Raw genomic sequence first — 26,012 nt, 5'->3', positions numbered from 1 at the left:
TAACTACTAACTTGTGCTCCCGGCGTGAATCGAACACACAACCTTCTGTTCCGAAGACAGACGCTCTATCCAATTGAGCTACGGGAGCTAAAATAATAGTAGACGAGTTTGTCTAAGACTATATTTTACCAAATAATTCCAAGTTATGAGGGATATTTTGTTTGATACCCTTTATTCTTTTTAGGTCGATAATCATTTGGAAATGAAATATCAGTTTTTATATCATGAGATATTTGTTTTAATTTCTCTAAAGTCTGATAAGGATTAGATATATTTTCTAAAGAATTATATGTTAGATCATAATTTTCTCCATTACCTACGACAATAGTGCCTGAATTCTTTCCAAATAATTTATCGAGTAAATTAACATTAACCGAAAGACTTCTGACCATATCATAATCGGTCATTTCAAAATCCCTGCCAATTATTCCACTTTGGAAAATTACTCTTTTATCAGTAAAATAGTATCTAACAAATTTATAATTCAAAAATCTATAGAAAAAAGAAAGTATCCCCCCGAAAAACATTGCTAATGTCGGTACGACTAAAAATACCACACTTATTGTATCGAGATAAAGATGTTTACTTGATTTTACAAATATTAAAATAATTATAGCTAATATAAATGCAACAGGTATCGGCAATAAATAAGCAACTGCGTAGGGAATAATTTCAGGTTTTCCTTCCCAAATAATTTTTTCGTTTTTATTTAAAATCTGTTCAATTTCATTCATATACTACGTACAAATTGATAATATTTTCATTGTACACATTTACTTAATTTTTTTTAACCATGTATGTCTGCTCTAATTTATACCCAAGTCGTTCATAATATGTACGAACTCCAACTCCAGAAATAATAGCAATTTTAGAAAAACCATGTTCTTTGGCAATCTTTTCAGCCTGAGCAATTAGTTTTCGGCCATAATGTTTGTGCTGTGTAGCCTGCTTTTCATGTTTGCTAAATTCAATCTGCTCACCAAAAACTTGAACTTCCCGAATAATAGCTGCATCTTCTAAAACTGAAAAATACTTAGAAAGTTCATTTTTATTTGGCAAACGTAAACGCAGTAGGGCAAATAAGTGGTCTTTGCTTTCAAAACTTAAAAAGTATTCAGATGCTCCACTTATTTTAATGGGCAATACTAATAAGTCAGGTTTACTAGTTTCATGAACTTGATCCTTGATTTCCCGGCAACGGATACACTGACAGCTAATGTTTTGCTTTTTCATTTCCTCAGCAATCAGTTGTCGCATGTTGGTTTTTTTAGTCCCTGAAGCAGTCCAGCTAGTGGTAATATCTCGAACCAAACGATCAATCCGGCAATATTTGGGGACTAATTTTTTGATTTCAATCAAAGTTTTAGCTAAAATCTTGTCATCATAGCTTTGGTAATTACCCTGCTGCCACAGCTCATACAGCCTAGTTCCAGGCACTACAATACAGGGATAAATTTTGACTGTATCCGGCCGGAAATCTGAATCGGTAAAAATTTGCTTAGCAACTCGGACATCAAGCCTTGGATTTGAACCTGGTAAATTCGGCATTAGATGATAGCAAATTTTAAAGCCTCCATCTCGAAGCAGCTTGGTTGCTTTTCGTACCGCTAAAACGTCATGACCACGACCAATTGTTTTTAAAACTGTTTCATCCAAACTTTGCACTCCCAGTTGAACTTTAGTAACTCCCAATTTCCTTAGCAAAACCACTTCTTTTTTATTAATCCAATCCGGCCGAGTTTCTACACTCATACCTACAATCCGATAGGTAGCGGTTTCATTTAGTTTTTGAGCCTGTTCCAAGGTTTTAGCTGTCTGACCATTACAAGCATCAAAAATAGCTTTTATAAACTGCTTTTTATAAACATTAGGGTATGCCGAAAAAGTCGCCCCAATCACAATAATTTGGATCTTTTGAGGCTTGTGACCAATTGCCTCCATTTGCTTGATTCTAGTTTGCACCTGCAACTTGGGATCAAATTGTAGATTCTTAGCCCGAGCCGCTGCTGGCTCATCACTCATATAGCTTTTGGGCATACCAGCTTCATTAGGGCAATAGATACAATTGCCCGGACATGGCCAGGGTTTCATCATGACCGCAAAAGGCGCTACTCCAGACAGAGTCCGAACCTTACGCACCCTCAAACTAGTCTCCAAAGCCTTATTAGGCTCAATTTTTTGCTCAGTCAGCAAGCTATGATAAGCTTTAATAATTTCCGTATTACTAGGAATTTTTCCTAGTTGTCGAGCCCAACGCCGCTTGGTTTTATCCCAATTAGACAAGTTGGCTTTAGCTAAATCTTGGTATAATAAATCTTTGATAGTTTTCATACTTATACGTATTTTAAAGATAATAATATTAAAAATACGTAAGGTTTTATTGTGCCTTTATCACCGTATCAACAAGTCCAGCAGGTAAAAGACCATTATAATACGATTGGCCTTCATTTTGCCGAAACCCGTAAAAAACGGCTCTGGCCTGAAATTTTACCATTTGTAGCCCAAGTTAAGCCAGGTATGCGGGTTTTGGATGTAGGTTGTGGCAGCGGCCGGCTTTTAACTGAACTAGGTGGTAAAAAAATTTACTATCTAGGCATAGATTTTTCTCAAGTATTAATAGATCAAGCTAAAAAACGTTTTCCCAAGCGTCGCTTTCTGGTTCGTGATATTACCACCTCTGATGGTTGGAAAAACATTGGCCAATTTGATGCGGTTTTTTGTCTGGGAGTTTTTCACCATATTCCGGACCGAAATCGCCAACACGAAGTCATGAAACAGATCTTCAAACACACTAAAGCGGATGGCTTTGCAGTGTTTTCGATTTGGAACCTCTGGCAAACCAGATTTTGGAAATATCATTTTAACCAACTTAGCAAAAAATTGCAGTATAACGACTTTAGCTTTGTCTGGGTTCCCTATTCAGTTTCTGATGGTCAAAAAACCGTTAAACGGGTTTGGCGCTTTTGCAAAGCTTTTTTCCCGGGAGAATTTTTACGTTTAGTCAAACAGACTGGTTTTAGCCTAGACACCTTCTACTTTGCTGCTAAGGGGCAAATCCGGTTATCTATCTTTAATGGTCAAAACTTTTGTCTCCTGGCCCGTAAAAAGGTATAATAACCCTCATAATTTCTAATTTTGATTAGAAATGCTATATGATGGCTGTAGCTTCACCCAAAGGGTGACCACTCCCTGAGTGGCAATTGGTAGACTTGTCTACCGCTAGACAAAGCGCTATCAAGATTTTGAAATTATAGAATTTAACATATTAGATTATGGTGGCTGTAGCTCAATTGGTAGAGCGCCGCTCTGTGGAAGCGGAGGTAGCGGGATCGAAACCCGTCAGCCACCCCCTGGAATAAACACTTAAAAAATATTAGAGAAGCATATGAGAGCATCGACTCAGTAAAAGTAATTGGATTACCATTAACTAGCTAAGATTATGTATGACTAAAAAATTAAAAGTTCCATTTGTAACAGTATACGCTGACTCAAACTTGCTATTTGACACATTAGCCTCAATTGATGATGGGTTTAGCATAATGGAAGAGGTTAAAACGGTTGATGAAAACGCAACATCTTCTGATATAAAAGCGAATCTAAAAGCTGGCTTTTCTATACCAAGTGTCTTTAATCTTTTTAAGATAGGTGCTGATGCGGAATTGAATTCAGATAGAGAAAAAAGTACAAACAAATCTCAAGAAAGTTCTCAAGTCAGATATCATACTTTAGGATCTTTATTGTACAAACTCGTTAATTCTTTAGAAGATCAAAAATTGCTCCAAACTCTGCAAAAAGAAAATGATTTTGACAGAGTTTCCACAGGCTCAATCATTCAAGCTAGTGGGATAGTAAGTTTAAATCCATTAAATAATTCGCTTGAGAAAACTATTCGATTAATAAAAGCCACTGAATTATTATCATCATTTTCCGATTTAACTCCCAATCAGAACCGAAAGGAAATAAAAAAGCAATTAGATCCTATGAAAAAAATGAGAAATAAATTGCAAGAGCTTTTAGATGATATTAACTCACAGGGACAAAAAGCCTTAATTCTTGAAAATTCTGAACTTAACTTTTCTATTCTTTTCTCAATTTATGACAACTTCACAAGGGATATCGCTGGACTTGAGTTTGGTAGTCATACATTTACTGTAATTGGAAAGGTTGTAAATATTTCTCAAGAAGGTGCTGATTTACTTGAGAGATCTTCATTGTCTGTATTTAATAAACAAATGTTCACATCGCTCTTTGATGTCTTTGGAAAGTTAGGAGAAAACTTCAGTATTCCTGAATTCAAAGTACAGCTGAAAGGAAAAATTTTAACAATTATACCAATTGCTATTTATTCATAGTGAATAACCCCTGGATTAATCTTCCTCTAATTGCACCATTTATCTTGAGATCTGATTCAGATTGGCTTGGTCAGTACTCAAAAGATCTCATTAAGTCAGCAAACAAAAAAACAGACGAAGATATCAGAAATTGTTTATTGCATGACTATACTCTTCGCACCGAGATAACACCCTTCCCCTATTATGGCGATCCAATAAAGGCGACAGTGATGGTACTCCAAGCCAATCCAGGGCATGATATGAAGTGGGAAACTAACTCACTAAGTTCTGTAATTCTCGACTATGATCGTAAAAATTTGCTTCATGAGAACAAGATTCCACTTTGTTACACCCAGCCTAAGACAGCTTACTGGCACTACGATGATGGCAGAGTAAATCAGGATTGGTATTGGAAAAGAACTAGAACTATTCGTGAAGTAGTTGGTTGGAAAGCTGTAGCACACAAACTTATGTATCTTGAGATGTTCCCATATCGAAGTATTAAGCTGAGATATCCGAAAACACTTCCACCATCACAGCAATATACTTTTCACTTATTACGAGAAGGATTGAAACGAAATGTGTGGGTGGTGATTACTCGGATGGAAAACCATTGGTTAAAAAACGTTCCAGAGTTGATAAATTATGATCAGGTCATTAGATTAAACAGTAAACAGAATGTATCGTTATCACCAGGTAACATGCAGGAAGATTGCTTTACCTCTATTTGCAATGCCTTAAGAAGCTAGATTACTCAAGAATTACTTGAGGTATTCAATATTTTTCATGGGGAGATATAACGTTGAAAAGTTATGATGAGTGAATTTAAGATACTTGTAGTGATGAATGTTTTAGTTTGGTCAAATTCTGAATTTCACAAAGTCTTCCTCTTACGAACCCCAACTGTACCAGATCATCAAACGCTTGTAGAATATGTTGAATTGCCAAGCTGTCGATTTCAGGCAGGCGACCCCATTATTCTACTTATCCCTATTGATAATAAAAGGCTTCATCTTATTTTTGACTCTACTATAAACAGTGTCTTTTTCATTTGGTTTCGACTGTGATACAAAAATAGCCATTTCATACAAAGAAGATGGTTTTATGCTTATCCACTTATTATTCCCATGAAGAAAGACCAATATAGCCATTACAGCTATTCTTTTATTTCCATTTTCAAATGGGTGATTTTTAATTAGAGAATAAAATAAAGCTACAACTTGATCAACCAAGGTTGGATGTAATAATTTTCCTGAAAAAGTTTGCCTAGGAGCGGCTAATGAAGATTCCAATAACTCATTATTTCTTGTGCAAAAATCAGGGATTGGTTCACCAAATGTCATTAACTCTCTAGCTAAGTTAAAACAAAGATATTCAAAATCATCTAAATCAAGCCATTCCCTCTTAGGCATAAGCTAATTTTCTAAAAGTTTCTCTATACTGCTTCACACCTCGTTTGACAGCTTTTTTAATCTCTTTAGCTTTTTTTGTATTTTTCTTGGTATATTGTTTAATTGCTCGGCTTTGTGCGCTTTCTGTTTTCATATGTATTAGAATTAGAAATAGATTATAACATTATTACTTTAATACAAATTAAAAACAAGTGAAGTTTGTAAATCGAGAAACTATATGTTCAATCGACAGCTCTTATCTCAAACCACTTTTGACAAGCTAGCCCAGACCTATAGCAACAAATTTACCTACAACAAAACCGAGCGAGAAAAATTAGAGTCCCTCCTTAAAACTTGGCGACTTAAAAAAGGCGATACTGTTCTAGAACTTGGCGGTGGCACTGGCGATCTCTCTCCTTTTATTATCAAAAAAATTGGCTCAAAAGGCAGCTTGGTTTTCTTGGATTTTTCTCCAAAAATGATTCAAAAAGCTCAGTCAAAACTCAAAAAATTTCCCAATATTGCTTTTATTAATATTGATATTCACAATTACCACCAAAACCAGCTATTTGATAAGATTGTTATTTTTAATACTTTTCCTCACTTTGCCGACAAAAAAAAGGCTTTGACTAATTGTTATAAGGCTTTAAAACCAAAGGGCAAGCTAATTATTTGCCATAATGAATCCAGATCATCAATCTGTTTACACCATAGTAAAAAACTAATTGAAAACCAAATTTCTTCCTTTCCGGATGATCAAACTGTTTTGGCTCTTTTAGCCAAAATTGGCTTTATAGTTGAGCTTTTTGAAAACAATGAAGGTTATGATTATTATTTGCTAATTGCCTCTAAATCTTCCAAACTTTGATTCCAAGCTTTCGCTTTGCTCTTGACAAAAAACCCTTACATGCCTTTACTAGTAAGGTTAATAAAGTTATTGCCATATGAAAAAGACTATTCTCATTTTTAGTTTAGCTTTACTATTATTTGCCTGTACTAATCAATCAAGCACTCAGAATGCAAAACAGTCCAATTCAAACACTAAAACAAGTACTCAAGATCAAGCTGAGCAGCTCAGTGTTCCTACTACCATTCCTCAAGCCCAAGCTCCAGATTATAAAACTGTTTTAACTCGCCTTCAAAATCTAAGCAGTCAAAAAACTAGCCTCAGCGAGCAATCTTTGGATTGGAGCACTCAAGAAAGCACCATCACTCTAGAAGGAGAAGGTTTCAGTATTTATGAAGCTACTGATGAAGATACACTGGATGGTTTGTTTAGTTCCGCTCAAAGCTACTTAGAAAGTCAAGGTTTTAGTATCGATCCTTTCAATACCAGTAATAGTTCTCCTAGTTTTCAAAACCTTAAAGTTAGCAAAGATCAAATTGCTTGTAGCATAGTTTTAAGCAAAGATGATGTGAGCACTATTACTATTATTTGTGCTCCACTCCCTCAACATTTTAGTAATGGTGAAAATGGAGCTTTATCCGAAAAAGAAGCAATTCAGATTGCAGAAAGTAGCACACAATGCAAACAGGCTGGGACATTGACCCAACAAAGGTTTTATAATGAAAATAGCCAAACTTGGTGGATTGATATTGATGGCGATAAACCTGGCTGCAACCCAGCTTGTGTCATTTATGAAGATGAGCACACGGAAGTCAACTGGCGCTGTACTGGTTTAGCACCACAAAACTAAGATGAAAAATCCATTCTATATACCTAGTCTGATTGCAATTGGCTTTGTAACTAGATATCTTCTTTTACCGCTCATTAAGCAAGAAAATTCATGGCTTCAGGCCGCAGCCATGTTTGTAGTCTTTGTTTTAGGCATCTACCTTATTTTACAAACTGCCAGCATGATCGAAAAAACTACGGCTGTTTTAAAAGACCGTACTGGCCTAGCTGGAGGCTTGCTGCAATCATTGGGAACCGCTTTTCCCGATATGGTTATTGGGGTAGTTTCAGCTATCTTGAGCTTACAAGCTGTAGCTGCTGACCCTATTAGAGCTATCAACTTAGCTATTATTGCTGCCAGTACTACTTTTGGTTCTAATATTTACAACATTTTTCATGCTTCCTGGTGTATGTGGCGCCAAAACCTAGCCAATAGTAGTGATAAAAAAGTATTAATGTTTCCCAAAATTATCCAAGGAGGTATTGTCACTCCTATTACTCACCATAAAAACAAACCACCCAAAAAACAAATTGATGATGCTATTTTTATTTTAGTTTTATTATCTATGCTGACAACAACCGTAGCTTTGGGCATGGTCCTTTTTGGTAAAGTCAGCAATGTGCCAGTTGGGATCACTGGTGATTTATATCAACTAACCAGGCCAATTGGTTTTATTGTTTTAGCCTTAAGCATTGGCGTGCTGTTTTATTTTCGCAAAAGCCATCATGAGACCAAAGAGAAAGAAAGCAATGAGTATTCCAGCAAAAAAACGATTATTATCTGGCTTAACTTGGCAATAGCAGCCATTGTTATCTTACTGGCTGCAGAAAGCTTAATTGAAGTAGTCAGCCATTTTTCCGAAATTGCCCACATTCCCTATGTTGTAAGCGGAGTCGCAACCGGCTTGATCGGCTGTTTGGGTGAAATGATTGTGATTCACAACTTTACGGTTCATGCTTCGGGGAGACTGGCTGATGCGGTCATTGGCGTGGCTATGGATAATATTGTGACTACCACTGGCGCAGCTTTTATTGCTATTTTAGGCGGAATTTTCCTAGGCAGTGAGGCTTTGATTATCATTTTTGTTTTGATGCTTTTTGCCAATACCACTTTAATCCAGCAAATCTCCAAGCTTAAAAACTACCTTTAGCCTCTTTTACTTTTGAGAGCCGTTAGCACTAGGCGTATACTAAAACTAGACTTTTTTAAAATAAAAAATATTACAAAAACGAAGAATTTTTGTGTAATTTTCTAGGAAGATAATACCGATAGTACTAACCGTACTTGAGGTGTTATCTGACACTGAAAATTACCAAAAAGACAAGTTAGTGTGTGTTTCTTTGTTTTAAAAAAGTCTAGAATATGCCTGCACCACCTCCTTCTTCTGGCTTAACCAGTCAAGAAGCTGCTCAACGACTAACGATTTATGGTTACAATGAAATTGCCGCCAAAAAAGTTTCATTTTTAGTTAAATACGGAAAGCGTTTTATCTCCCCTATTTCTTTAATGTTGCTGACTGCTTCGGGCTTATCCTTTTTTAGCCACAAAATTTTTGATGCCTATTTTATCCTTCTACTTCTTCTGCTAAATCAGATTATTACTGCCTGGCAGGAACACAAAGCTGATACTGCTATACAAAAACTCAATCACCGCCTGGAAACCAAACTGCAAGTCCTACGAGATCATTTGTGGCAAGCTATTAGCACCAGAGAGCTAGTGCCAGGTGATTTAGTCAAAGTTAGTGTAGGCTCAGTCATTCCAGCTGATGGCAAAGTCACTGAGGCTTATAAATTTGAGCTTAACGAATCAGCTGTCACTGGCGAATCTCTCCCCAAAGAAAAAAACAGCGGAGACCAGGTAGTTTCCGGCGCTTATGTCATTAGCGGCTGGGCTTTAATAGAAGTGGTAGCTACTGGCAGCCGCACTTATTTTGGCAAAACTCTTTTGTCTGTTGAAAAAATCAACAAACAAAGCTTACTAGAAAAAGATATTCTAACTATTTCCAGATTTTTAACCTTAGTTAGCTTTGCAGCTTTACTGTTACTAACTATAGTCCTTCTTCTCCATCAAGCTCCTATTTTGGAAATTTTGACCCTGGATTTATCCTTGGTGATTGCCGGAGTGCCTATTAGCCTCCCCACAGTCATGACTTTAATTATTGAGCTGGGCGTGGTTGAGCTGAGCAAAAAACAAGTCTTGGTGCGCCGCTTATCCTCGTTGCAAGATTTGGCCAATGTTAATTTGCTTTTGACCGATAAAACCGGAACCCTAACAACCAATAGTATTACGATTCATAGCGTTACACCATTTGGCAAAACAAACATTACTACTGTTTTATCATTGGCCAAACTAGCTTGCCAAGAAGACCCCAACTCAATTATTAGCCAAGCTGTGTTTCGCAAAAGTCATCATCTTCACATCAGTAAAGACGAAGCCTCCATCCTCCACTTTACGGCCGCTGATTCTGATCGCAAACATAGCACCACAGCTGTCAAAATGAAAGGCAAAACCTTTGCTTTAGAATTTGGGGCTCCGCAAGTTGTAGCTAAGCTGTGTAAATTAACAAATAATCAACGCCACCAATTTGAGCAGGAAATTAATAATCTAGCCAGGCGGGGCTATCGTACTGTAGCTCTGGCTAAAAACACTAAACTAAAAAGCCGACACAAAGCCCAACTCCTGGGTATTTTAGCTATTTCCGATCGCTTAAGGCCAGAAGCTGCTAGCGTAGCTAACTATCTCAAACACAATGGGATTGATATGACTATGGTCACTGGCGATAACAGGGCCATTGCTCAGGAAATTGCCAGCCAACTTCGTTTTGGCAAACATACTATTGTAGCTAAATCAGAACTGGAAGCTATTGGTCTTAAAAAATTAAAAGCAGAAGTTTTTACAACTACAGCTGCCTTTGCTGAGATCCTACCAAAAGATAAATATGAGCTAGTGGTTGCAGCCAAAAAATATTTTACCGTGGCCTCAACTGGCGATGGCATCAATGATTTGCCGGCTTTAAAAGCTGCTAACATCAGCATTGCCGTTGCCAATGCTGTGGATATTTTAAAAGCTACTGCCGATATTGTTTTGCTCAGCAATGGGATTTCGGTTATCAAAGATGCTTTATTTGAAAGTAAGAAAATTTTTGCCAGACTCTACTCCTACTCTGTCTATCGGATTTCTGAAAGTCTGCGCCTTATTATCACCATTCTTATTTTAGGAGTTTGGTATCATACCTATCCGCTTACTCCCATTCAGCTGATTTTACTGGCTATTTTAAATGATATTCCTATTATTTCCCTAGCCTTTGATCGCGTGAGAGTGAGCCTTAAGATTCAAAGAGATAAGCTTAAACATCGTTTTGCTCTTAGTACTTTATTTGGTTTGGTGGGAGTATTTAACAGCTTGCTTCTTTTTTTAATCCTTACTCAGTATGCCCATCTTTCTTGGGAATATATTCAAACTATTTATTTTCTTAAATTAACCATCGGCGGCCATCTTTTGGTTTATGTAGCCCGCACTAAAAAGATTTGGTTTAGCTATTTACCTAGTTTGCCGGTAATCATAACTACCTCGATCACTCAACTTATTGCTACTATTCTGGCAGCTACTGGCCTTTTTATGCCAGCTAAAATTTCGCTGCTTTGGATTGGTCTAACCTGGCTTTGGTGCTTACTTTGGATGCAACTTAGCGAATTATCCAAGCAACTTTTTTACAAAAAACTAAACAGTAGATAACATCAGGTTTTTCAATAAATTAGGCGGCTTGGATAAAATCCAAACCGCCTTTTAAACCTTCACTTAAAAACGTACGTTCTGAAGTATTTTATTTTTTCTTTTTAGCAGGCTTTTTCTTAGCTACTTTACGAACGGTTTTTTTAACAGCCTTTTTTACTGTTTTTTTGACTTTTTTGACGACTTTCTTAACTGGTTTTTTAGCAGGTTTTTTCTTGGCAGTTTTTTTGGCAGGCATTAGGTATCACCCCCTTTATAAAGAAGGTAATTTTGACTGAAAAATAAAGGAAAATATCAGCTTAATAAATAATAATAGGCTTTTTACATAACTTGTCAATCTTTAATAAAAACTTATTTTATAAGCATTTTTGATAAATAAATCAGTTTTTTTATCACTATTTTATGTGCTTTTTTGTTTTGTGTTTTAACTATCCAATGTCGTTTAATATTTTATTTACATAACTAGTAATAAAGACTACAATTTGTCTATGTCAAAAAATCCAGATTGCGCTATTTTAGTTTCTAATCTAGTTAAGAAATTCAAAAATTTTACAGCCGTAAATCAGCTTAATTTTTGTGTCAAAAAAGGAGAGATTTTTGCTTTTTTAGGCCCTAATGGCGCTGGCAAAACTACTACTATTAAAATACTAACTACATTAAGCAATCCCACTTCGGGACAAGTCTTAGTAGATGGTTTTAATCCCCAAACACAAGAAAACCAAGTTAGAAAATCATTTGGGATTGTATTTCAGGATTCCAGCATTGATGAAGAACTAACTGCGTATGAAAACATGGATTTTCATGGAGTCTTATATGGATTACCAAATAAAACTCGCAAGCTAAGAATCCAAGAACTTCTAGAAATGGTTGATTTAGCCGATAGACAAAAAAGTCTCGTCAAAACTTTTTCTGGTGGCATGAAACGCCGCTTGGAGATTGCCCGAGGTTTACTTCATAATCCTAGTATTTTCTTTTTAGATGAACCAACACTGGGCCTCGATCCTCAAACTAGAAATAAGATTTGGGATTATATTAAAAAACTGAATCACAAACAAAAAACTACTGTTTTTTTCACCACCCACTATATGGAAGAGGCTGAGCGTTATGCCGATAGAATTGGCATCATTGATCATGGAGAGTTAATAGCTATTGATACGGCTGATAATTTGAAGCGCAGCTATCATGGTAAAACTTTGGAAGATGTCTTTTTAAAATTAACTGGCCGGCAAATTAGACCAGAAAATGGTGAAACTCATATGCAAACTATGATGCGTATGCAACGTCAAAATAGAAATTAACTATGATTGCTATTTATATTCTTTGGCTCCGCCAAATCAAACGCTATATCCGAACTCCTTCTAGAATTATTGGTTCTTTAGGCCAACCGATTCTTTTTATGCTGGCTTTTGGGATGGGCTTTAGTTCTTTATATGCTCGGTCTGGTCAAGGCAATTATATTGATTTTATTGCTCCGGGCATTATGGCTCAAGGCATTATGTTTACGGCTATTTTTGCCGGAGTGGAACTGATTTTTGATCGTCAGTTTGGTTTTTTAAAAGAAACCTTTGTAGCTCCAGTTTCCCGATTTGAGATTATTTTAGGCCGATGTTTAGGTGGCGCTACTATTGCTACTATTCAGGGAGTTTTAATATTTTTTCTGACACTTTTGATGGGCTTTAGGCCAAGTCATCTACTTTATCTGCCACTAGCTTTATTTATTATGTTTTTAATTGGCTTATTTTTTACTAGCTTAGGTACAGCTATAGCTTGCACTATGAAAGATTTTCATGGGTTTCAGCTGATCATGAGTTATCTAGCTATGCCCTTATTTTTCTTCTCTGGAGCCTTGTTTCCTATTACCAATTTACCTTACACGGTTCAAGTCATTACAAACGCTAATCCGCTAAGCTATGGGGTTACAGCCCTGCGGATTTTACTTCTCAATTCCTTTAATAGCCCCTTACTTTTTAATAGCGCTATTTTAATAGCTTTTTCAGTAGCTACTCTAGCTATTGCTAGCTACCTATTTAGCAAAATTGAGCTGTAAGAAATATACCTGCCTATATAGCTTATAATAGCAACCATGAGAAAAGAGGATGGATCTCAGCTAAGAGCTGAGAGTTTTTTCACTTCCCCACAAATAGAGCTAATTCAATTGATATTAGAAACATTAAACCCATATGGTAAACCTCTATTAAGCAAAATTCTAGCTAATTATATGGGATTAGAACCTTTTCATATTTCATATTTATTATCCGGGAAAGCACATACAAATGATAACCATGCCTCATTAGTAGGTATTTATGGAGTTATGGAAGATCTAACCGGAATGAGACCAAAAAACAAAGAACAACTGCTTAGAATATTAATTATTTGCGGCCTAATTGAAAGAGGTGAAACTGTTTTAAATTTGGGGACTGAAACAGAGCCAGTACCACATATTTATAAAGAATGGAAGTTGCTATAATATGACTATTAATAATTTGCAAAATTATGTCTAAAATCAAAAAAGCTATCATTCCAGCCGCTGGCATTGGCTCCCGTTTTTTACCTTGGACTAAAGCCATGCCAAAAGAAATGTTGCCCATTATCAATAAACCAGTGATTCAGTATGTGGTTGAAGAGTGCGTAGAGGCTGGCATTGAAGAAATTATTATTGTGACCGATAGCCGCAAACGCTCAATAGAGGATCATTTTGACTATGCTCCACTTCTAGAAGACCAGCTAGAAAAAGCCGGTAAGCAACAGCAGCTCGCAGAAATTCGTAAAATTGCTGACATGGCAGATTTTATTTATATCCGCCAAAAAGGCCCGTATGGCAATGCTACTCCAGTTATTTCTTCACGCCGAGCAGTCGGCAATGAGCCTTTTGTAGTGGTTTGGGGGGATCAATTTACTTGGGCTCAACCTTCAAGACTTAAACAATGCCTTGACGTTTTTAACGCTCACCAATGTCCCACCTTTGCTGCCATCAAAGTCAATGATGAACAAAAGAAACATGCTGGTATTGGCCGACTAGAACCATTTGAGGATAATGTTTTTACCTTGAAAGAAATCGTGGAAAAGCCTGGCGCTGAAAACGCTCCCTCCGATATCATGGTCTCCGGAGCCTATCTTTTTACACCAGATGTGTTTCCTATTTTAGAAAATTTACAACCCGGCAAAGGCGGCGAACTATGGCTGGTTGACGCCATTAATCAGCTTTGCAGACAGCAGCAATGTTTAGCTGTTGAAATCAGAGATGGCCGCTTTCAAGACACTGGTAACAAATTAGCTTATCATAAAACTGTAGTTGATTTTATGCTTGAAGATCCGGAAATTGGCGAAGCAATAAAAGAATACTTCAAAGCTAAAATAGAACATGCAGGTCAACCCTGAGCTTCTCTATAGTGAAGTTAAAGAACTTGAATTACTTATATTAGATATCAAGGGCGAGTTTTCATTCAGAGACGAAGCGGTATTTGAAATTACCTACATTTCCTCTTTAGTCAGCCAAATAGAAGATTTATATGATAGCAACGAAGTTTTTCCCAAAACTACTACCATTAACTTTGGCGAGGAAGTTTTAGAGTGCAATGTAGCACTTATACGAGACTTAAGACCCATTGCTTTACTGGAGGGCTCAGTTTGTCAAGTTTTCAGAATTACTCACTCTAAACAAGTTGATCTACTGGAAATAATGCTTATAAAACCAGAAATTGGATTAGATGATAGGTTATTTTGGCGTCAGTATATTTTTAGAGTTCCTGCTACTCAACTAAAGGCTGAGAGCTTATTGCAAGATTTTTTGTAAGTAAATTTAATACACATCATCATGATTTCCAATTTTTTCAATGTAAAATACCATTTGGCCTTTTGATGATTTCCTCGATCTAAGTATAGCTCTGAGATGGCTTATTTCTGAATTTGCTCCTGTTATATCTCTGAAACTTAATCTAAACATGTTCTTAAATTTACCTCCTTTGATTGATGGTATTTTTTTTATAGGAAATTGTCCTTCATACTCATCACTATTTAATAAAGCCAAAGCTTCAATTATTAAACCACTTAATCTTTTATCTTTTATTGCTTTACATATTTCTCGCACATCATATGTAATTCTTAAACCATGAACTTGATGCTCCTTTGTTTCTTCTATTAAAGTAGTATCTGAAGAGTCTCTAATTAGACTTATAGCCCTATGTCTAGTAGTGTTAGGAAATTCTCCTGGCCCACGATCAGCTCTTCTTGGGTTTTTTTGCATCCTCGGTTTTTTTGAAGGTGAAATTACTAGCGCTTGCCCCCGAGATAGTCTTTCATCCCTTTCTTCTTGAGCTTGCTCAATAAAGCTATCCAACCATTTATCAACCAACTGCAATACCAAATTTTGAAGGATAGTTTCTCCTTGTTCGCTTAATAAAAGAATAATATTGTGTCTAAATAAATTATTTTTTATATCAACATTAAATTGGCAAGACCTACCTTCAATTTGAACTCTCATCTCAAAACAACTTGCATCAGCTGAGCGAAAAACTATTTTTACTTGCAAATCATCGTCACTAATTTCCACAACATGTTCACCTCCTAGCCTTTTTAAACTTTTAGCTATATTTATTTTTTCTAATAATTCATTTTTATCAATCACATCTCCGTCAGTTTCTAGCAAACTGATCAAGGTAGAGAGCTCTTGTTCCCTAAAAAAAGATCCGTCAAACAAATCAATAACATCTAGAATTGATCTAGCAACAACTCGATATAATGGTGAAGAAGATCTGTCTTTAGTAGCTATAACAAACATCTTAGTAATCGCATCTTGTCCAACTAATCCCAAATATTCAAGTAATTCTTTTTGGGTGGATAGTGTGCCATTTGATAAATAAATCTGCAATGCTTTTATGGTATTTTTTTCTTCATTAAATTCCCCTTTTATTAAGCTAGTATGGGTTCTTTTTCTAAATGATGTTATTTTTTTTAAGATAAAAATTAAAACTTCTATTTGATAGTTTGGAATATTTTGCGTTGCTAAGTATTCAGCTAAGATACCTTCTTTTTTTTCAAATTGTTTGGATAATTCAAATAGTGCGCCCAACCCAACCGCCAAATGCTTATCATAATCATTGACCTCTGTCGTATCAACAAGAGGGTTGTAGTGCTCATCTAATCTAGAAGCAAAAAAAGTCTTACGATGGTCAACTAAAAATTGATCAGATCTGACAAGCGAAGCAATCATAAAAAAGCGTAAATAATCTTCTTCTTTCAAATCTTTTGAACTTAAAAAAGTAGTAAAGGAGACTTCTCCCAATCTTGTTGTTACTACTCCGGTATATTTAGCTATTTCGCTTTCAACGCCAATTGAAAAAAATAAAGCTGTAGCTATATGATCAGCTTGTGTTTCAATAGCCAGATCTCCAGTAATACCACGAGGAACTTGATCCATAATCATATCTCTGAATTTGTCTAAATCAAACATTATTTGTTGATAAGCAACCATTCTATGAATAAGATTCAAAGAGCTAAGCAACCCCTCCTTGGCAACTTGTTGACCAGATATCTCCAAAGATTCTGGAACTTTCCTACTAAAATCAATTAGAAAGTCTGGAGCGACATTTAAGGTATAGTCGGGTATATGATCAGCTATTGTTTGAACCAAGCTATCAAAACCTTTTTTAACTTGAGGATTATCTAAAAGTTTTCTTAATGTATCAGTTATATATGGATTAAATTTCTCCCTTTCTCGCATATTCTGATATTTTAGCAGATCTGTAATTTTGGAATTTAAGCTTAAACCTTACCGGACATGTTTAGCATTAAGCTCTTTTTTGCGCAGTCGCAAATGTTTGGGGGTTACTTCTAGCAGTTCATCGGCAGCCAAAAAGGTTAAACATTGCTCTAAAGACATGTAAACGGGTGGAGCAATATGGACCGCAATATCAGCCGTAGAACTGCGCATATTAGTCAATTTTTTGCCTTTAATAATATTAATGCCCATATCATCTTTTTTACTAGACAACCCTACAATCATACCTGCATAAACATCAGTTCCCGGCGCTACAAAAGTTGTACCCCGTTCTTGAGCATTGGCAATACTATAAGCAGTAGCTTTACCTTGTTCAATGGCTACAAACACCCCATTGCGGGGATTAATAAGTGCTTCACCTACTGCTTCATAACCTAAATACAAGCTATTGATAACTCCAAGCCCAGAAGTTTCAGTCAGCAGCTGACTGCGAAAGCCAATCAAGTTGTTCGTCGAAATTTTATAGTCAAAACGGGTCCCGGTGCTGGTTTGTTGCATATTGACCATTTCACCCCGACGCTGGCCCATAGCTGCAATCACCACTCCTGCGTGAGACTCTGGCACATCAATCGTAACTAACTCATATGGCTCAGTTTTAGATCCATCTTTTTGCCTGTAAATTACTTCTGGCCGACCCACACTAAATTCAAAACCTTCCCGGCGCATAGTTTCAATTAAAATTGCTAAATGCAACTCACCCCGACCAGAAACAATAAAGCTTTCACCAGTTGGACCAGGCTTAAGGCGAAGAGACACATTGCTTTCCAATTCTTTTTCCAGTCTTTGTTTGATTTGCCTGGAAGTGGTAAATTCACCATCCTGGCCTACAAACGGCGAAGTCGACACGCTAATCTGAATTTGCATGGTGGGTTCGGTAATTTCCAAAGACGGTAAGGCTTCTAAATGTTCCACATCACAAATAGTGTCACCAATTTTGACCTGCGAAAATCCAGTGAGAGCTACAATTTCACCCACCTCGGCTTCTTCAATTTCCTGTCTTGATAAGCCGTAATAATTAAATAAATACTCTACCCTAGCCTGTCCAATTTTTTGTTCATTCCGCATAATGGCCAAGGCTTGATTAGTTTTAATGCTACCCCGGGCAATTCGGCCAATGATGTAACGGCCTTTATAGCCATCATAGTCAAGATTAGTCACCTGCATCTGGAATGGGCCATGATTATCCCCTTGTGGAGCTGGTATAACTTCAGTAATCACTTTAAAAAGCGGAAACAGATTTTGACTATCAGTAATAGTAGCTGATCCTTCTCCTTGAATTTCATAGGAAAATCCGGCCACACCATCTTTACCAATCGCATAAAGTACTGGAAATTCCAGCTGAGCTGGATCAGAAGCTAATTCTAAGAAAAGATTGTTAATTTCTTCCAAGACTTCTTTGATGCGCTGATCTTTGCGGTCAATTTTATTAATGATCACAATCGGCGTCAGACCTAGTTTAAGAGCCAGAGATAAGACATAACGGGTTTGAGATAAAACCCCCTCAGCGCTATCAACCAAAAGCAAACAGCCATCAGCCATATTTAAAACCCGTTCCACTTCCCCAGAAAAATCAGCATGGCCTGGTGTATCTAAAATATTGATCTTATAGTCCTGCCACATCACAGCTGTATTTTTAGCTAAAATGGTGACACCGCGTTCCCGCTCCAAGTCATTACTATCCAAAATCGTAGTTTGCTGCATTTCAGCCTGGTACGACTCAAAGACATGAGCTTGCTTGAGCACATTATCAACCAAGGTAGTTTTACCATGGTCAACGTGAGCAATAATAGCGATATTTCTAAGTTTATTTTGATCCATACTAGTTTTTTAGTAGAAAGAAGTATTGTACTGCTAATTAAGGAAGAAAAACAGTCTAAAACTAAGTCGAGTATTCGATATACAGTTGTTCATTATCAGACTCTAATTGCTTAATTTGAGCATGAACATTATCAAGGGCTGGTTGTAAATAGGGTTTTTTACTAAAATTTAGCTGGTTATTAAGCTCTGCCCAATGCTGCCATAATTGTTTGCGACGATTATCAATAGCCTTTTTAATCAGTTCAAACTGAGCATGACGACTTAGGCGATGCCACTCCTCAAACATCCCTAAAACTTCAACTTTATACTCACCCAAATCAATTGCTTTTTGCAAAGTTAAGTGAGCATTAGATACCGGCTGTCCTGCCGGAATCTGCTCACCAAACTCCATTGACTCATCGCTATTAGGCATAAAAATAAAATGTGTACTTTAAAAGCATTATAGCATCAGGTATCCTATTTATACTGCTCATGAAAGCTTATACTGGACTGACCACTGCCCAAGCCCAGGAAAAATTATCCCGCTTTGGCTTTAATGAAATTTCTCAACTCAACAAAGTTTCACCTTTGGAAATTCTGTTGCGTCAAATCAGTGGTAATTTTGTCATTTTTCTACTGGTTATCGGTGCTTTCACCTCTTTTTTAGTTGATGAAGCCTTGACTGCCTACACCATCGTGGCTGTGATTATCATGGTTACAGTAGTTGGTTTTATTCAGGAGTTTAAAGCTGAAAAAGCCATTAAAGCCCTCAAGAAAATGGTCATGCCAACAACCATTGTAATTAGAGACGGGCGCGAACAGGAAATTCCAGCTCAAGAACTAGTTCCTGATGATATTGTCAAGTTGAGAACCGGCGAAAAAATCCCAGCCGATTGCCAGATTTTAGAAGCTGCTAATTTAACAATTAATGAAGCCATGCTAACCGGGGAATCTAAGGAGATTACTAAAATTCCTTGCAGGCCTGGACACAAACTCAAAAAACTTAATCAGGTTTTTATGGGCACTACTATTATGAGTGGGACTGGATTGGCTTCCGTACTTCACACTGGCATGAATACCGAGTTTGGCAAAATCGCCAAGCTAATTTCGACTGCCGAGAAAGAACTCCCCTTACAAAAACGGGTCAACCAAATTGCTAAAAAAATGGCTCTGATTGCTCTGATCGTATCTTCGATTGTGGGTTTTTTGATGATTGTACGGGCCGAAAGCCTCAGCTACCACACCATTGTTGAGACTTTGATTGTGGTCATCGCCCTTTCGGTTTCAGCTTTCCCAGAAGGTTTCCCTATGGTTTTGATTTCAACCCTTGGCAAAGGCGCTTATCGCATGGCAGCGCAAAACGCTATTGTTAACCGGATGTCGATTATCGAAACTTTAGGTGAAGTTACGGTTATCTGTTCAGATAAAACTGGGACCATAACTACTGGCAAAATGACAGTCAAACAAATCTTAATCGCTGGTAAAAGCTATGAAATCACTGACTCAATTTTGTATAAATCTAAAAAAATTAAACTCGCCAATCATCCTCAGCTATACCAACTTCTACAAGCTGCTTTGCTTTGCAATGAAGCTGTTGCTACTAAACAAGAAAACGAGACAATACCAACAATAAATGGCAGCCCTACTGAATCAGCTTTATTAGCCTTGGGCTTAAAAGCTAATTTGCAAAAAGAAAGTTTTGACTTTGAAAAAAGTGCTGATATCCCTTTTTCTTCGGCTCGAAAATTGATGACTGTAATTGGTAAGCAAGACAAACAATATCAAGTTTTTAGCAAAGGCGCCCCAGAAGTAGTTTTGAAAAATTGTAATTTTATATTAAAAGACGGCAAAACTAAACGCTTGAGCCAAAAACAAAAAGAGGTGCTTATTGCTCAAGATAAAACCCTAGCTCAAACTGGGATGCGGGTTTTGGCTCTGGCTACTAAAACTTTACCAAAACTTAGTCTGTCTCAAGCTGAAAAAAGTCAAACTTTTCTGGGCTTTATTGCCTTGATTGATCCACCCAGAAAATATGTCCACAAAACTATTGCTTCCTGCCATAAAGCTGGTATTGCCGTTAAGATGATTACTGGCGATAGCCCAGAAACTGCCCAGCGTATTGCCCACCAAGTCGGCATCAAAGGTGAAGTTTTAACTGGAGCAGATTTAGAGCAACTTAGCGATACCGAGCTGGAGGCTATGATTGCTCAAACTGCTATTTTTTCCCGGGTTAAACCAGAACACAAGATCAGAATTGTGGCCGCTCTGAAAAAACAAGGTGAAATAGTGGCTATGACTGGTGATGGGGTCAATGATGCTCCGGCTATTAAAGAAGCCCATGTCGGCATTGCCATGGGTAAAACTGGTACTGATGTCTCCCGCGAAGCTGCTGATTTAATTATTAAAGACGATAACTTTAGCACCATTGTGAAAGCTATTCGAGAAGGCCGGACTATTTTTAACAATATCCAAAAATTCATTACTTACCAGCTATCGTGCAATAGCTCTGAGCTGATGATTATGTTTTTAGCTGTAGTTATTGGCCTACCAACTCCATTCCTACCGTTGCAAATTTTGTTTATGAATTTAGTGACTGATAATTTACCAGCTATTACTCTAGGTTTTAACCCGGCTTCTTTAGACGTTATGGAAAGTAAAGTTAAAAAGCACACCGGTTTGCTTAATAGACAGCTCGTTAAACAACTTATCATAGCTGCCACAACTATGGGCGGACTTACTCTATTGGTTTTTATTTTTAGTTTAAAAATTTTTGATCAAGGTTTAGTGGTGGCTCGAACTACGGCTATGGTAACGCTTATCTTTTTCCAAATTCTAAACGCTTTCAATTTCCGTTCCTTCCGCTACCCTATGAACCACATTCCTTTTTTAACCAATATTACTTTGATTTACGCTTCAGCTATTTCTGTTTTACTAACAATTATCTTGATTTACTCACCCTTGGGCCAGGTTTTTGGCACCACCCAGATCGAGCTAGCCAATTGGGTTTTCGCCCTGTTCTCATCTATTTTTGTGGTGATTGTAATGGATGTGTATAAAAAATCACAGCAGATCAAAATTTTGGAAGCGATTAATAAATTGGGAATCAAATCCTAAATTATAAAATTCAATATCTATAATTACTCTTTCTTTGAGAACCTGTTCCAGCCCCAGGTGAACCGGGGTGGATTGGATACGTATGACTTTCATGGCGTTGATCTATTCTATTTGGGTCAAGTCTTGTTGAGCGTGGACACAAAGAGGTATCACCAGCCAAATATTGACTTATCGCTTGACCTATTTCTCCAGGTTGTTGTAATGTAAATTCATCTATAATTCTAGCAGCATAAAGTCTTCTTTCCCTATCAGCCACTATATTATTTCGATCTGTTGGTTTCAGCAAAACACACAAGGCATCAACAACACCTTGATCATCAATAGCAATTAAACAATCCTCAAATTTTATTTCGACACCCATATATTTATAACTGTAAATTTTTGTTTTTAACAGTTTAGGTTGTGCGCCCAGGAGGAATCGAACCTCCATCGAGGGCTTAGAAGGCCCTTGTTCTATCCATTAAACTATGAGCGCATAGCTTAAACCTACAAACTGCATTTTAGCTTTTATTATCTTTTTCTTCAATAAGGGGTGCAAATTATAAAAACTTGGGTTATAATAGCGTCAGGCTGGAATTTCCCCATCCATATTCAATTGATAACCCATTGAACTGGGGATTTTTTGCGCCCAAAATTCTGGAAAAACACCTTAGCTTTTCGTCCTTATCCTCCGGTTCGAAACCCAATTTTTAGCTACAAATCAGTTATATAAAATATATGAACTATTTTAAGCGCATAGCAAACCTGGCGCTACCTTACTGGAAACAGATTGTTGTCATTAGCTTGTTAATCTTGGTCATATCCGGATTAAGCCAGGCTGAGCCGATTGTGCTCAAACAAATCACCGACGCCATCGTTAATCAAGGTCAAAATTATCAAGGAACTATCCCCAAAACCATTGTTTTGTTCCTAGGAATTTATCTGGTCGTTAAATTGCTCAATGTTTTAGTAAATAGGTTTTCTTGGCATTTAGCTACCTTATTTACTTACAAGCTTAGGTTTTCCTTAAGAGAACAAGGCTTTGAACACTTACTATCTCTGTCCCAACGGTATTTCAATGAAAAACAGTCTGGCCAACTCATGAGCCAACTTGACCGCGGTAGTACTCAAATTACCCAGATTATCAATAATTCCGGCATGCACTTTTTGCCAAATCTGGTCGCTGCCATTATTGGCTTGATTATTGTCATGAATTTTAATTTTTGGATTGGATTATCAATTGTACTGGTTTTTATTCCCGTAGCTTTGTTTAACTATTGGCGCTTCCGCAAAAATGAAAAGTTGGAGCATAGTGAAAACTTGCTTTATGACAATCAATATGGTCATTTCTGGGAAACTATTTCCTCAGCCAAAATTATTAAATCTTTTGTAGCCGAAGCCTTTGAGCTAAAACGGCTACAAAAATTTAATAAAAAAATATTTACTATTCGTAAAAAAGCTGAGCGTAACCATAATATTTTTGTCTTTACTGATCTATTTTTAGAAGCCTGGATTTGGGTGGTTTATGCTTGGGTTGTCTATCTGACCTTTAAAGGCCAGTTTTCTTTGGGAACTATGGTCTTAGTCCTGTCTTATATTTACATTATTAGAGAACCGCTCTGGTTACTCAATTGGGTCTTTTGGGAAGCTAAGCGGGCTCAAATTGGCGCCCGGGAGTTTTTTGGGATATTAGATCAAAAGCCGGATATTGTTTCGCCAAAACACCCACTACCATTCAATGAGATTAGTGGCCGCATCACTTTTGATCACATCAGTTTTGCTTATGCTAAAGGGGCTGCGGTTTTTGACAAAGTGAGCTTTGACATTACTCCTGGTCAAACCTGTGCTCTGGTTGGTAAATCCGGAGCCGGTAAAACTACGGTGGCTGATCTTATTAATCGTTTTTATGATGTCCAAAAAGGTAAGATTTTGATTGACGGTCATGATATTAAAAAAATTGATCTAAAAGCCTTGCGCCGTAATATCGGTTTCGTCACTCAAGAGCCATACCTTTTTGCCGAAACTATTGAGGAAAACCTACGTTACGGTAACCCTAAAGCTACCTTGGCTCAAATGAAAATAGCTTGCCAGGTGGCTCATGCTCATGAGTTTATCAAAGCTCTACCTAAAGGGTATAAAACTAAAATTGGCGAACGGGGTGTCACCCTTTCCGGTGGCCAAAAACAGCGCTTAAGCTTAGCTCGAGTTATTTTGAAAAACCCACCCATTTTGGTTTTGGATGAGGCTACCAGTGCTTTAGATAGTCACTCAGAAATGCTTATCCAACAAGCTTTGGAAAAGATCACCAAAGGCCGTACTAGTATCATCATCGCTCACCGCTTATCAACCATCCAAAAAGCAGATTGTATTATCGTACTTGGTGATGGTGGGATTTTAGAAATGGGCAATCATGAGCAACTGCTTGCCAAAAAAGGTCTCTATGCTTCACTCTTTGCAATCCAATCCGGCCAACAGGAGCTTTTGAAAGAGTGGGAGCTAGAGTAAGTTAGCTCACTAAAGCCAGTTTTATAGCTGCAGCCAAAATGAGCAAAACTCCAATAGCTCTAATACCATAAACTCGCAGTGTATGTTTTTCTAGCAAATCCGGCAGTTTCCATGAAGCTAAAACGCTAACAATCAGCACAATTGGTGAAGTTAGTAGTGATAAAGCCGAAGATAAAGTCACATTATAGGCAAAGGCACTAAAAAGAGAAAGCGCACCAATAGTTGAAAAAAGACCACTAGCAAACAGCGGTTTGATTTTAGCAAAAGGAATTTTAAAATTTTTAAAGCCAATTATCGGAATTAGAGCTAGGACAAAAAACATACTGATCAAATCACCCCAAAACATAAAAGTAAAAGAGTTAAGCGTCTTTAATGCAGTGCCAGCCGCTAAATTAGATAAGGCATGACAAATTTGCTGCAAAATAATTAGAAAAGTAGCCAGGCTAAAGTAGTTTTTGATAGACATTTTTTCATCCATGGAAACCAAAATTGAGCCCAAAATCATAATTGCAATCAGAAGGTAATTAATAGAACTAAAGCGTTCGCCTAAAAAAGCAAAAGCTAAAATAGCAATAAAGGCTGATTGCAGCTGGAAAAAAGGTGCAAAAGTCGAAACATCAACTTTATAAATAGCAGTAGTGAAAAAAATATTACCAACAAAAAAAGCCAGAGCATACAGAAAAATCAAAAGCCAATTCCCACTAGGAAAACTGACTGGAAACAAAACCGGAATCATCAGCAAAAAAGGCACATAGGTCAAATAGTAGTAAACCAAAAAGACCCAATGATTGACAATACCATGCTTGCTAGCCAGTTTTTGGCTAATACTTGAAAAAGCAAACGCAAACGCTGCTAAAAGTGATAAACCCACATAAGGCAACATATACTTATATTAATGCTCGCTTAAGCTCTCCTTCTTTAGAATTTTAACTATTTCCTTACCATCCATACTTGTTATAAATTCAAGCACTTCTTTTTTCTTTGGCTGTGTAATAACTTTGAATTTTCTATATATATTTGGTTGCAATTCATATCGTTGAGCATCCTGAAAGGAAATCAATATATTTTCATAAACCTCAATTCCAGGTTTAACTAACCGATTTTTATCTAGTGTTTCAAAAACGATAAAAGGAAGATTGCTTTGATTTTCTTTATTTTCAAACCTCATTTTGCTCTGTATGAATAAAAATGCAAAAATTGAAATTAAAGTTAAGAAGAAAAACATATAAAGCAATGATTGTAAAATTGACAACCAGATAATAATTGGTTCCTTATTGAATGCTATTAAGCCTATGTAGAAAAATGATGAAGAAAAGAATATTATTAGCAAAACTAACAACCACAATATATGGTGTGTTTGTAACCTTATTTTATAACTAATAAGATCATTTTTTTTCACCTTCCAAATATTTATATATGGATATGGATGAAAATTCCAAATAATCCATACAATCGCAATGCCTATAGTGAAAGCAATAAAAGAGAAAGGTTTTATTAATTCTTTATTTATAAAAAGTCTTGTAACAAAATTTTGATTAAACAATGGAAGCAAAGTAGTTAATATGGATATTGCTAAACCAAAAACTGAAATTATTGGTTGAAAGAAGTCGTTATTTTGTTTACTCATACTCTTTGTGACCCCTGCGGGAATCGAACCCGCCTTTTGAGGATGAAAACCTCATGTCCTAACCGATAGACGAAGGGGCCAAAT

The 26,012-nt window shown here is 36.8% G+C and carries 24 protein-coding genes, 4 tRNA genes and 1 pseudogene; 15 read left to right on the top strand and 14 right to left on the bottom strand.

Translation table 11 applies throughout. The features are described from left to right. Window positions 1-14 precede the first annotated feature (14 nt). From GYA49_05105 to GYA49_05095, 3 genes are all read right to left on the bottom strand, one after another. A tRNA-Arg gene (locus GYA49_05105) sits at window positions 15-88 on the bottom strand. A gap of 55 nt (window positions 89-143) precedes the next feature. Then, a complete protein-coding gene (locus GYA49_05100; GenBank protein NMC36391.1) occupies window positions 144-734 on the bottom strand; it encodes a PH domain-containing protein in 591 nt (196 codons plus the stop codon). A gap of 43 nt (window positions 735-777) precedes the next feature. Beyond that, window positions 778-2,331, bottom strand: a complete 1,554-nt coding sequence (locus GYA49_05095) for a tRNA uridine(34) 5-carboxymethylaminomethyl modification radical SAM/GNAT enzyme Elp3 (protein ID NMC36390.1) — start codon at window positions 2,329-2,331, stop codon at window positions 778-780. 51 nt (window positions 2,332-2,382) lie between these two features. Between GYA49_05095 and GYA49_05090 the strand changes: the two genes are divergently transcribed. From GYA49_05090 to GYA49_05075, 4 genes are all read left to right on the top strand, one after another. After that, window positions 2,383-3,114 (top strand): methyltransferase domain-containing protein, encoded by a 732-nt coding sequence (locus tag GYA49_05090; protein NMC36389.1) that lies wholly within the window; start codon window positions 2,383-2,385, stop codon window positions 3,112-3,114. Between the two features lie 161 nt (window positions 3,115-3,275). Next, window positions 3,276-3,348 (top strand) — tRNA-His (locus tag GYA49_05085). Window positions 3,349-3,443: 95 nt separating this feature from the next. Then, window positions 3,444-4,352 (top strand): hypothetical protein, encoded by a 909-nt coding sequence (locus GYA49_05080; protein ID NMC36388.1) that lies wholly within the window; start codon window positions 3,444-3,446, stop codon window positions 4,350-4,352. A 209-nt stretch (window positions 4,353-4,561) separates the two neighbouring features. After that, window positions 4,562-5,080 (top strand): hypothetical protein, encoded by a 519-nt coding sequence (locus GYA49_05075; protein NMC36387.1) that lies wholly within the window; start codon window positions 4,562-4,564, stop codon window positions 5,078-5,080. Window positions 5,081-5,311: 231 nt separating this feature from the next. On the opposite strand, the gene GYA49_05070 is transcribed toward GYA49_05075, so the two are convergent. Both GYA49_05070 and GYA49_05065 read right to left on the bottom strand, forming a co-directional pair. After that, complete coding sequence (locus tag GYA49_05070) at window positions 5,312-5,674, bottom strand: type II toxin-antitoxin system death-on-curing family toxin (protein NMC36386.1); 363 nt, start codon at window positions 5,672-5,674, stop codon at window positions 5,312-5,314. A gap of 61 nt (window positions 5,675-5,735) precedes the next feature. Next, window positions 5,736-5,876 carry a hypothetical protein gene (locus GYA49_05065; GenBank protein ID NMC36385.1) on the bottom strand — a complete coding sequence of 47 codons (141 nt, stop codon included), beginning with the start codon at window positions 5,874-5,876 and terminating at the stop codon, window positions 5,736-5,738. A gap of 84 nt (window positions 5,877-5,960) precedes the next feature. Here GYA49_05065 and GYA49_05060 point away from each other — a divergent pair, with 84 nt between their 5' ends. The 4 genes from GYA49_05060 (at window position 5,961) to GYA49_05045 (ending at window position 11,133) form a co-directional block, all read left to right on the top strand. Continuing rightward, window positions 5,961-6,590, top strand: coding sequence for a class I SAM-dependent methyltransferase (locus tag GYA49_05060; protein NMC36384.1), 630 nt, complete (start codon window positions 5,961-5,963; stop codon window positions 6,588-6,590). Between the two features lie 76 nt (window positions 6,591-6,666). After that, on the top strand, window positions 6,667-7,419 hold the full coding sequence (locus GYA49_05055) for a hypothetical protein (GenBank protein ID NMC36383.1): 753 nt from the start codon (window positions 6,667-6,669) through the stop codon (window positions 7,417-7,419). Between the two features lies 1 nt (window position 7,420). Beyond that, a complete protein-coding gene (locus GYA49_05050) occupies window positions 7,421-8,548 on the top strand; it encodes a hypothetical protein (GenBank protein NMC36382.1) in 1,128 nt (375 codons plus the stop codon). Between the two features lie 212 nt (window positions 8,549-8,760). After that, entirely contained in the window at window positions 8,761-11,133 is a 2,373-nt protein-coding gene (locus GYA49_05045; protein ID NMC36381.1) for an HAD-IC family P-type ATPase, read from the top strand. Window positions 11,134-11,230: 97 nt separating this feature from the next. On the opposite strand, the pseudogene GYA49_05040 reads toward GYA49_05045, so the two are convergent. Continuing rightward, window positions 11,231-11,368, bottom strand: a pseudogene (locus GYA49_05040) (histone). 250 nt (window positions 11,369-11,618) lie between these two features. Between GYA49_05040 and GYA49_05035 the strand changes: the two are divergent. From GYA49_05035 to GYA49_05015, 5 genes are read left to right on the top strand one after another with little or no spacing between them, the layout of a single operon-like run. After that, window positions 11,619-12,428 carry an ATP-binding cassette domain-containing protein gene (locus GYA49_05035; GenBank protein NMC36380.1) on the top strand — a complete coding sequence of 270 codons (810 nt, stop codon included), beginning with the start codon at window positions 11,619-11,621 and terminating at the stop codon, window positions 12,426-12,428. 2 nt (window positions 12,429-12,430) lie between these two features. Continuing rightward, window positions 12,431-13,177, top strand: coding sequence for an ABC transporter permease (locus GYA49_05030; GenBank protein NMC36379.1), 747 nt, complete (start codon window positions 12,431-12,433; stop codon window positions 13,175-13,177). Between the two features lie 36 nt (window positions 13,178-13,213). Then, window positions 13,214-13,597 (top strand): hypothetical protein, encoded by a 384-nt coding sequence (locus GYA49_05025; protein NMC36378.1) that lies wholly within the window; start codon window positions 13,214-13,216, stop codon window positions 13,595-13,597. Window positions 13,598-13,623: 26 nt separating this feature from the next. Next, a complete protein-coding gene (locus GYA49_05020; GenBank protein ID NMC36377.1) occupies window positions 13,624-14,508 on the top strand; it encodes a UTP--glucose-1-phosphate uridylyltransferase in 885 nt (294 codons plus the stop codon). After that, window positions 14,492-14,923 carry a hypothetical protein gene (locus GYA49_05015; GenBank protein NMC36376.1) on the top strand — a complete coding sequence of 144 codons (432 nt, stop codon included), beginning with the start codon at window positions 14,492-14,494 and terminating at the stop codon, window positions 14,921-14,923. The genes GYA49_05020 and GYA49_05015 overlap by 17 nt, the downstream gene beginning before the upstream one ends. 6 nt (window positions 14,924-14,929) lie before the next feature. Here the strand turns inward: GYA49_05015 and GYA49_05010 are convergent, their stop codons facing one another. From GYA49_05010 to GYA49_05000, 3 genes are all read right to left on the bottom strand, one after another. Then, on the bottom strand, window positions 14,930-16,849 hold the full coding sequence (locus GYA49_05010) for a hypothetical protein (GenBank protein NMC36375.1): 1,920 nt from the start codon (window positions 16,847-16,849) through the stop codon (window positions 14,930-14,932). Between the two features lie 48 nt (window positions 16,850-16,897). Continuing rightward, window positions 16,898-18,724 (bottom strand): translational GTPase TypA, encoded by a 1,827-nt coding sequence (gene typA, locus GYA49_05005; GenBank protein NMC36374.1) that lies wholly within the window; start codon window positions 18,722-18,724, stop codon window positions 16,898-16,900. A gap of 61 nt (window positions 18,725-18,785) precedes the next feature. Then, the gene (locus GYA49_05000) at window positions 18,786-19,136 is read right to left on the bottom strand and encodes a hypothetical protein (protein NMC36373.1); all 351 of its coding nucleotides are present in this window, start codon (window positions 19,134-19,136) and stop codon (window positions 18,786-18,788) included. Window positions 19,137-19,195: 59 nt separating this feature from the next. On the opposite strand from GYA49_05000, the gene GYA49_04995 reads away from it, so the two are divergent. Continuing rightward, window positions 19,196-21,817 carry a cation-transporting P-type ATPase gene (locus GYA49_04995; GenBank protein NMC36372.1) on the top strand — a complete coding sequence of 874 codons (2,622 nt, stop codon included), beginning with the start codon at window positions 19,196-19,198 and terminating at the stop codon, window positions 21,815-21,817. 10 nt (window positions 21,818-21,827) lie between these two features. On the opposite strand, the gene GYA49_04990 is transcribed toward GYA49_04995, so the two are convergent. Together GYA49_04990 and GYA49_04985 are read right to left on the bottom strand one after the other, a co-directional pair. Beyond that, window positions 21,828-22,178: a hypothetical protein gene (locus tag GYA49_04990; GenBank protein ID NMC36371.1), complete on the bottom strand. Its 351-nt coding sequence runs from the start codon at window positions 22,176-22,178 to the stop codon at window positions 21,828-21,830. Window positions 22,179-22,220: 42 nt separating this feature from the next. Beyond that, a tRNA-Arg gene (locus GYA49_04985) sits at window positions 22,221-22,292 on the bottom strand. Window positions 22,293-22,534: 242 nt separating this feature from the next. Here GYA49_04985 and GYA49_04980 point away from each other — a divergent pair. Next, window positions 22,535-24,301, top strand: a complete 1,767-nt coding sequence (locus tag GYA49_04980; GenBank protein NMC36370.1) for an ABC transporter ATP-binding protein — start codon at window positions 22,535-22,537, stop codon at window positions 24,299-24,301. 1 nt (window position 24,302) lies between these two features. Here the strand turns inward: GYA49_04980 and GYA49_04975 are convergent, their stop codons facing one another. From GYA49_04975 to GYA49_04965, 3 genes are all read right to left on the bottom strand, one after another. Next, window positions 24,303-25,184 carry a DMT family transporter gene (locus tag GYA49_04975; protein ID NMC36369.1) on the bottom strand — a complete coding sequence of 294 codons (882 nt, stop codon included), beginning with the start codon at window positions 25,182-25,184 and terminating at the stop codon, window positions 24,303-24,305. A 9-nt stretch (window positions 25,185-25,193) separates the two neighbouring features. Further along, window positions 25,194-25,928, bottom strand: a complete 735-nt coding sequence (locus tag GYA49_04970) for a hypothetical protein (GenBank protein ID NMC36368.1) — start codon at window positions 25,926-25,928, stop codon at window positions 25,194-25,196. A gap of 8 nt (window positions 25,929-25,936) precedes the next feature. Beyond that, window positions 25,937-26,008 (bottom strand) — tRNA-Glu (locus GYA49_04965). Window positions 26,009-26,012: the final 4 nt, after the last annotated feature.

The sequence above is a fragment of the Candidatus Beckwithbacteria bacterium genome, assembly GCA_012797845.1.
Lineage (GTDB): Bacteria > Patescibacteriota > Microgenomatia > UBA1400 > UBA1449 > JAAZOH01.
This window is presented reverse-complemented; position numbering and strand designations above follow the sequence as displayed.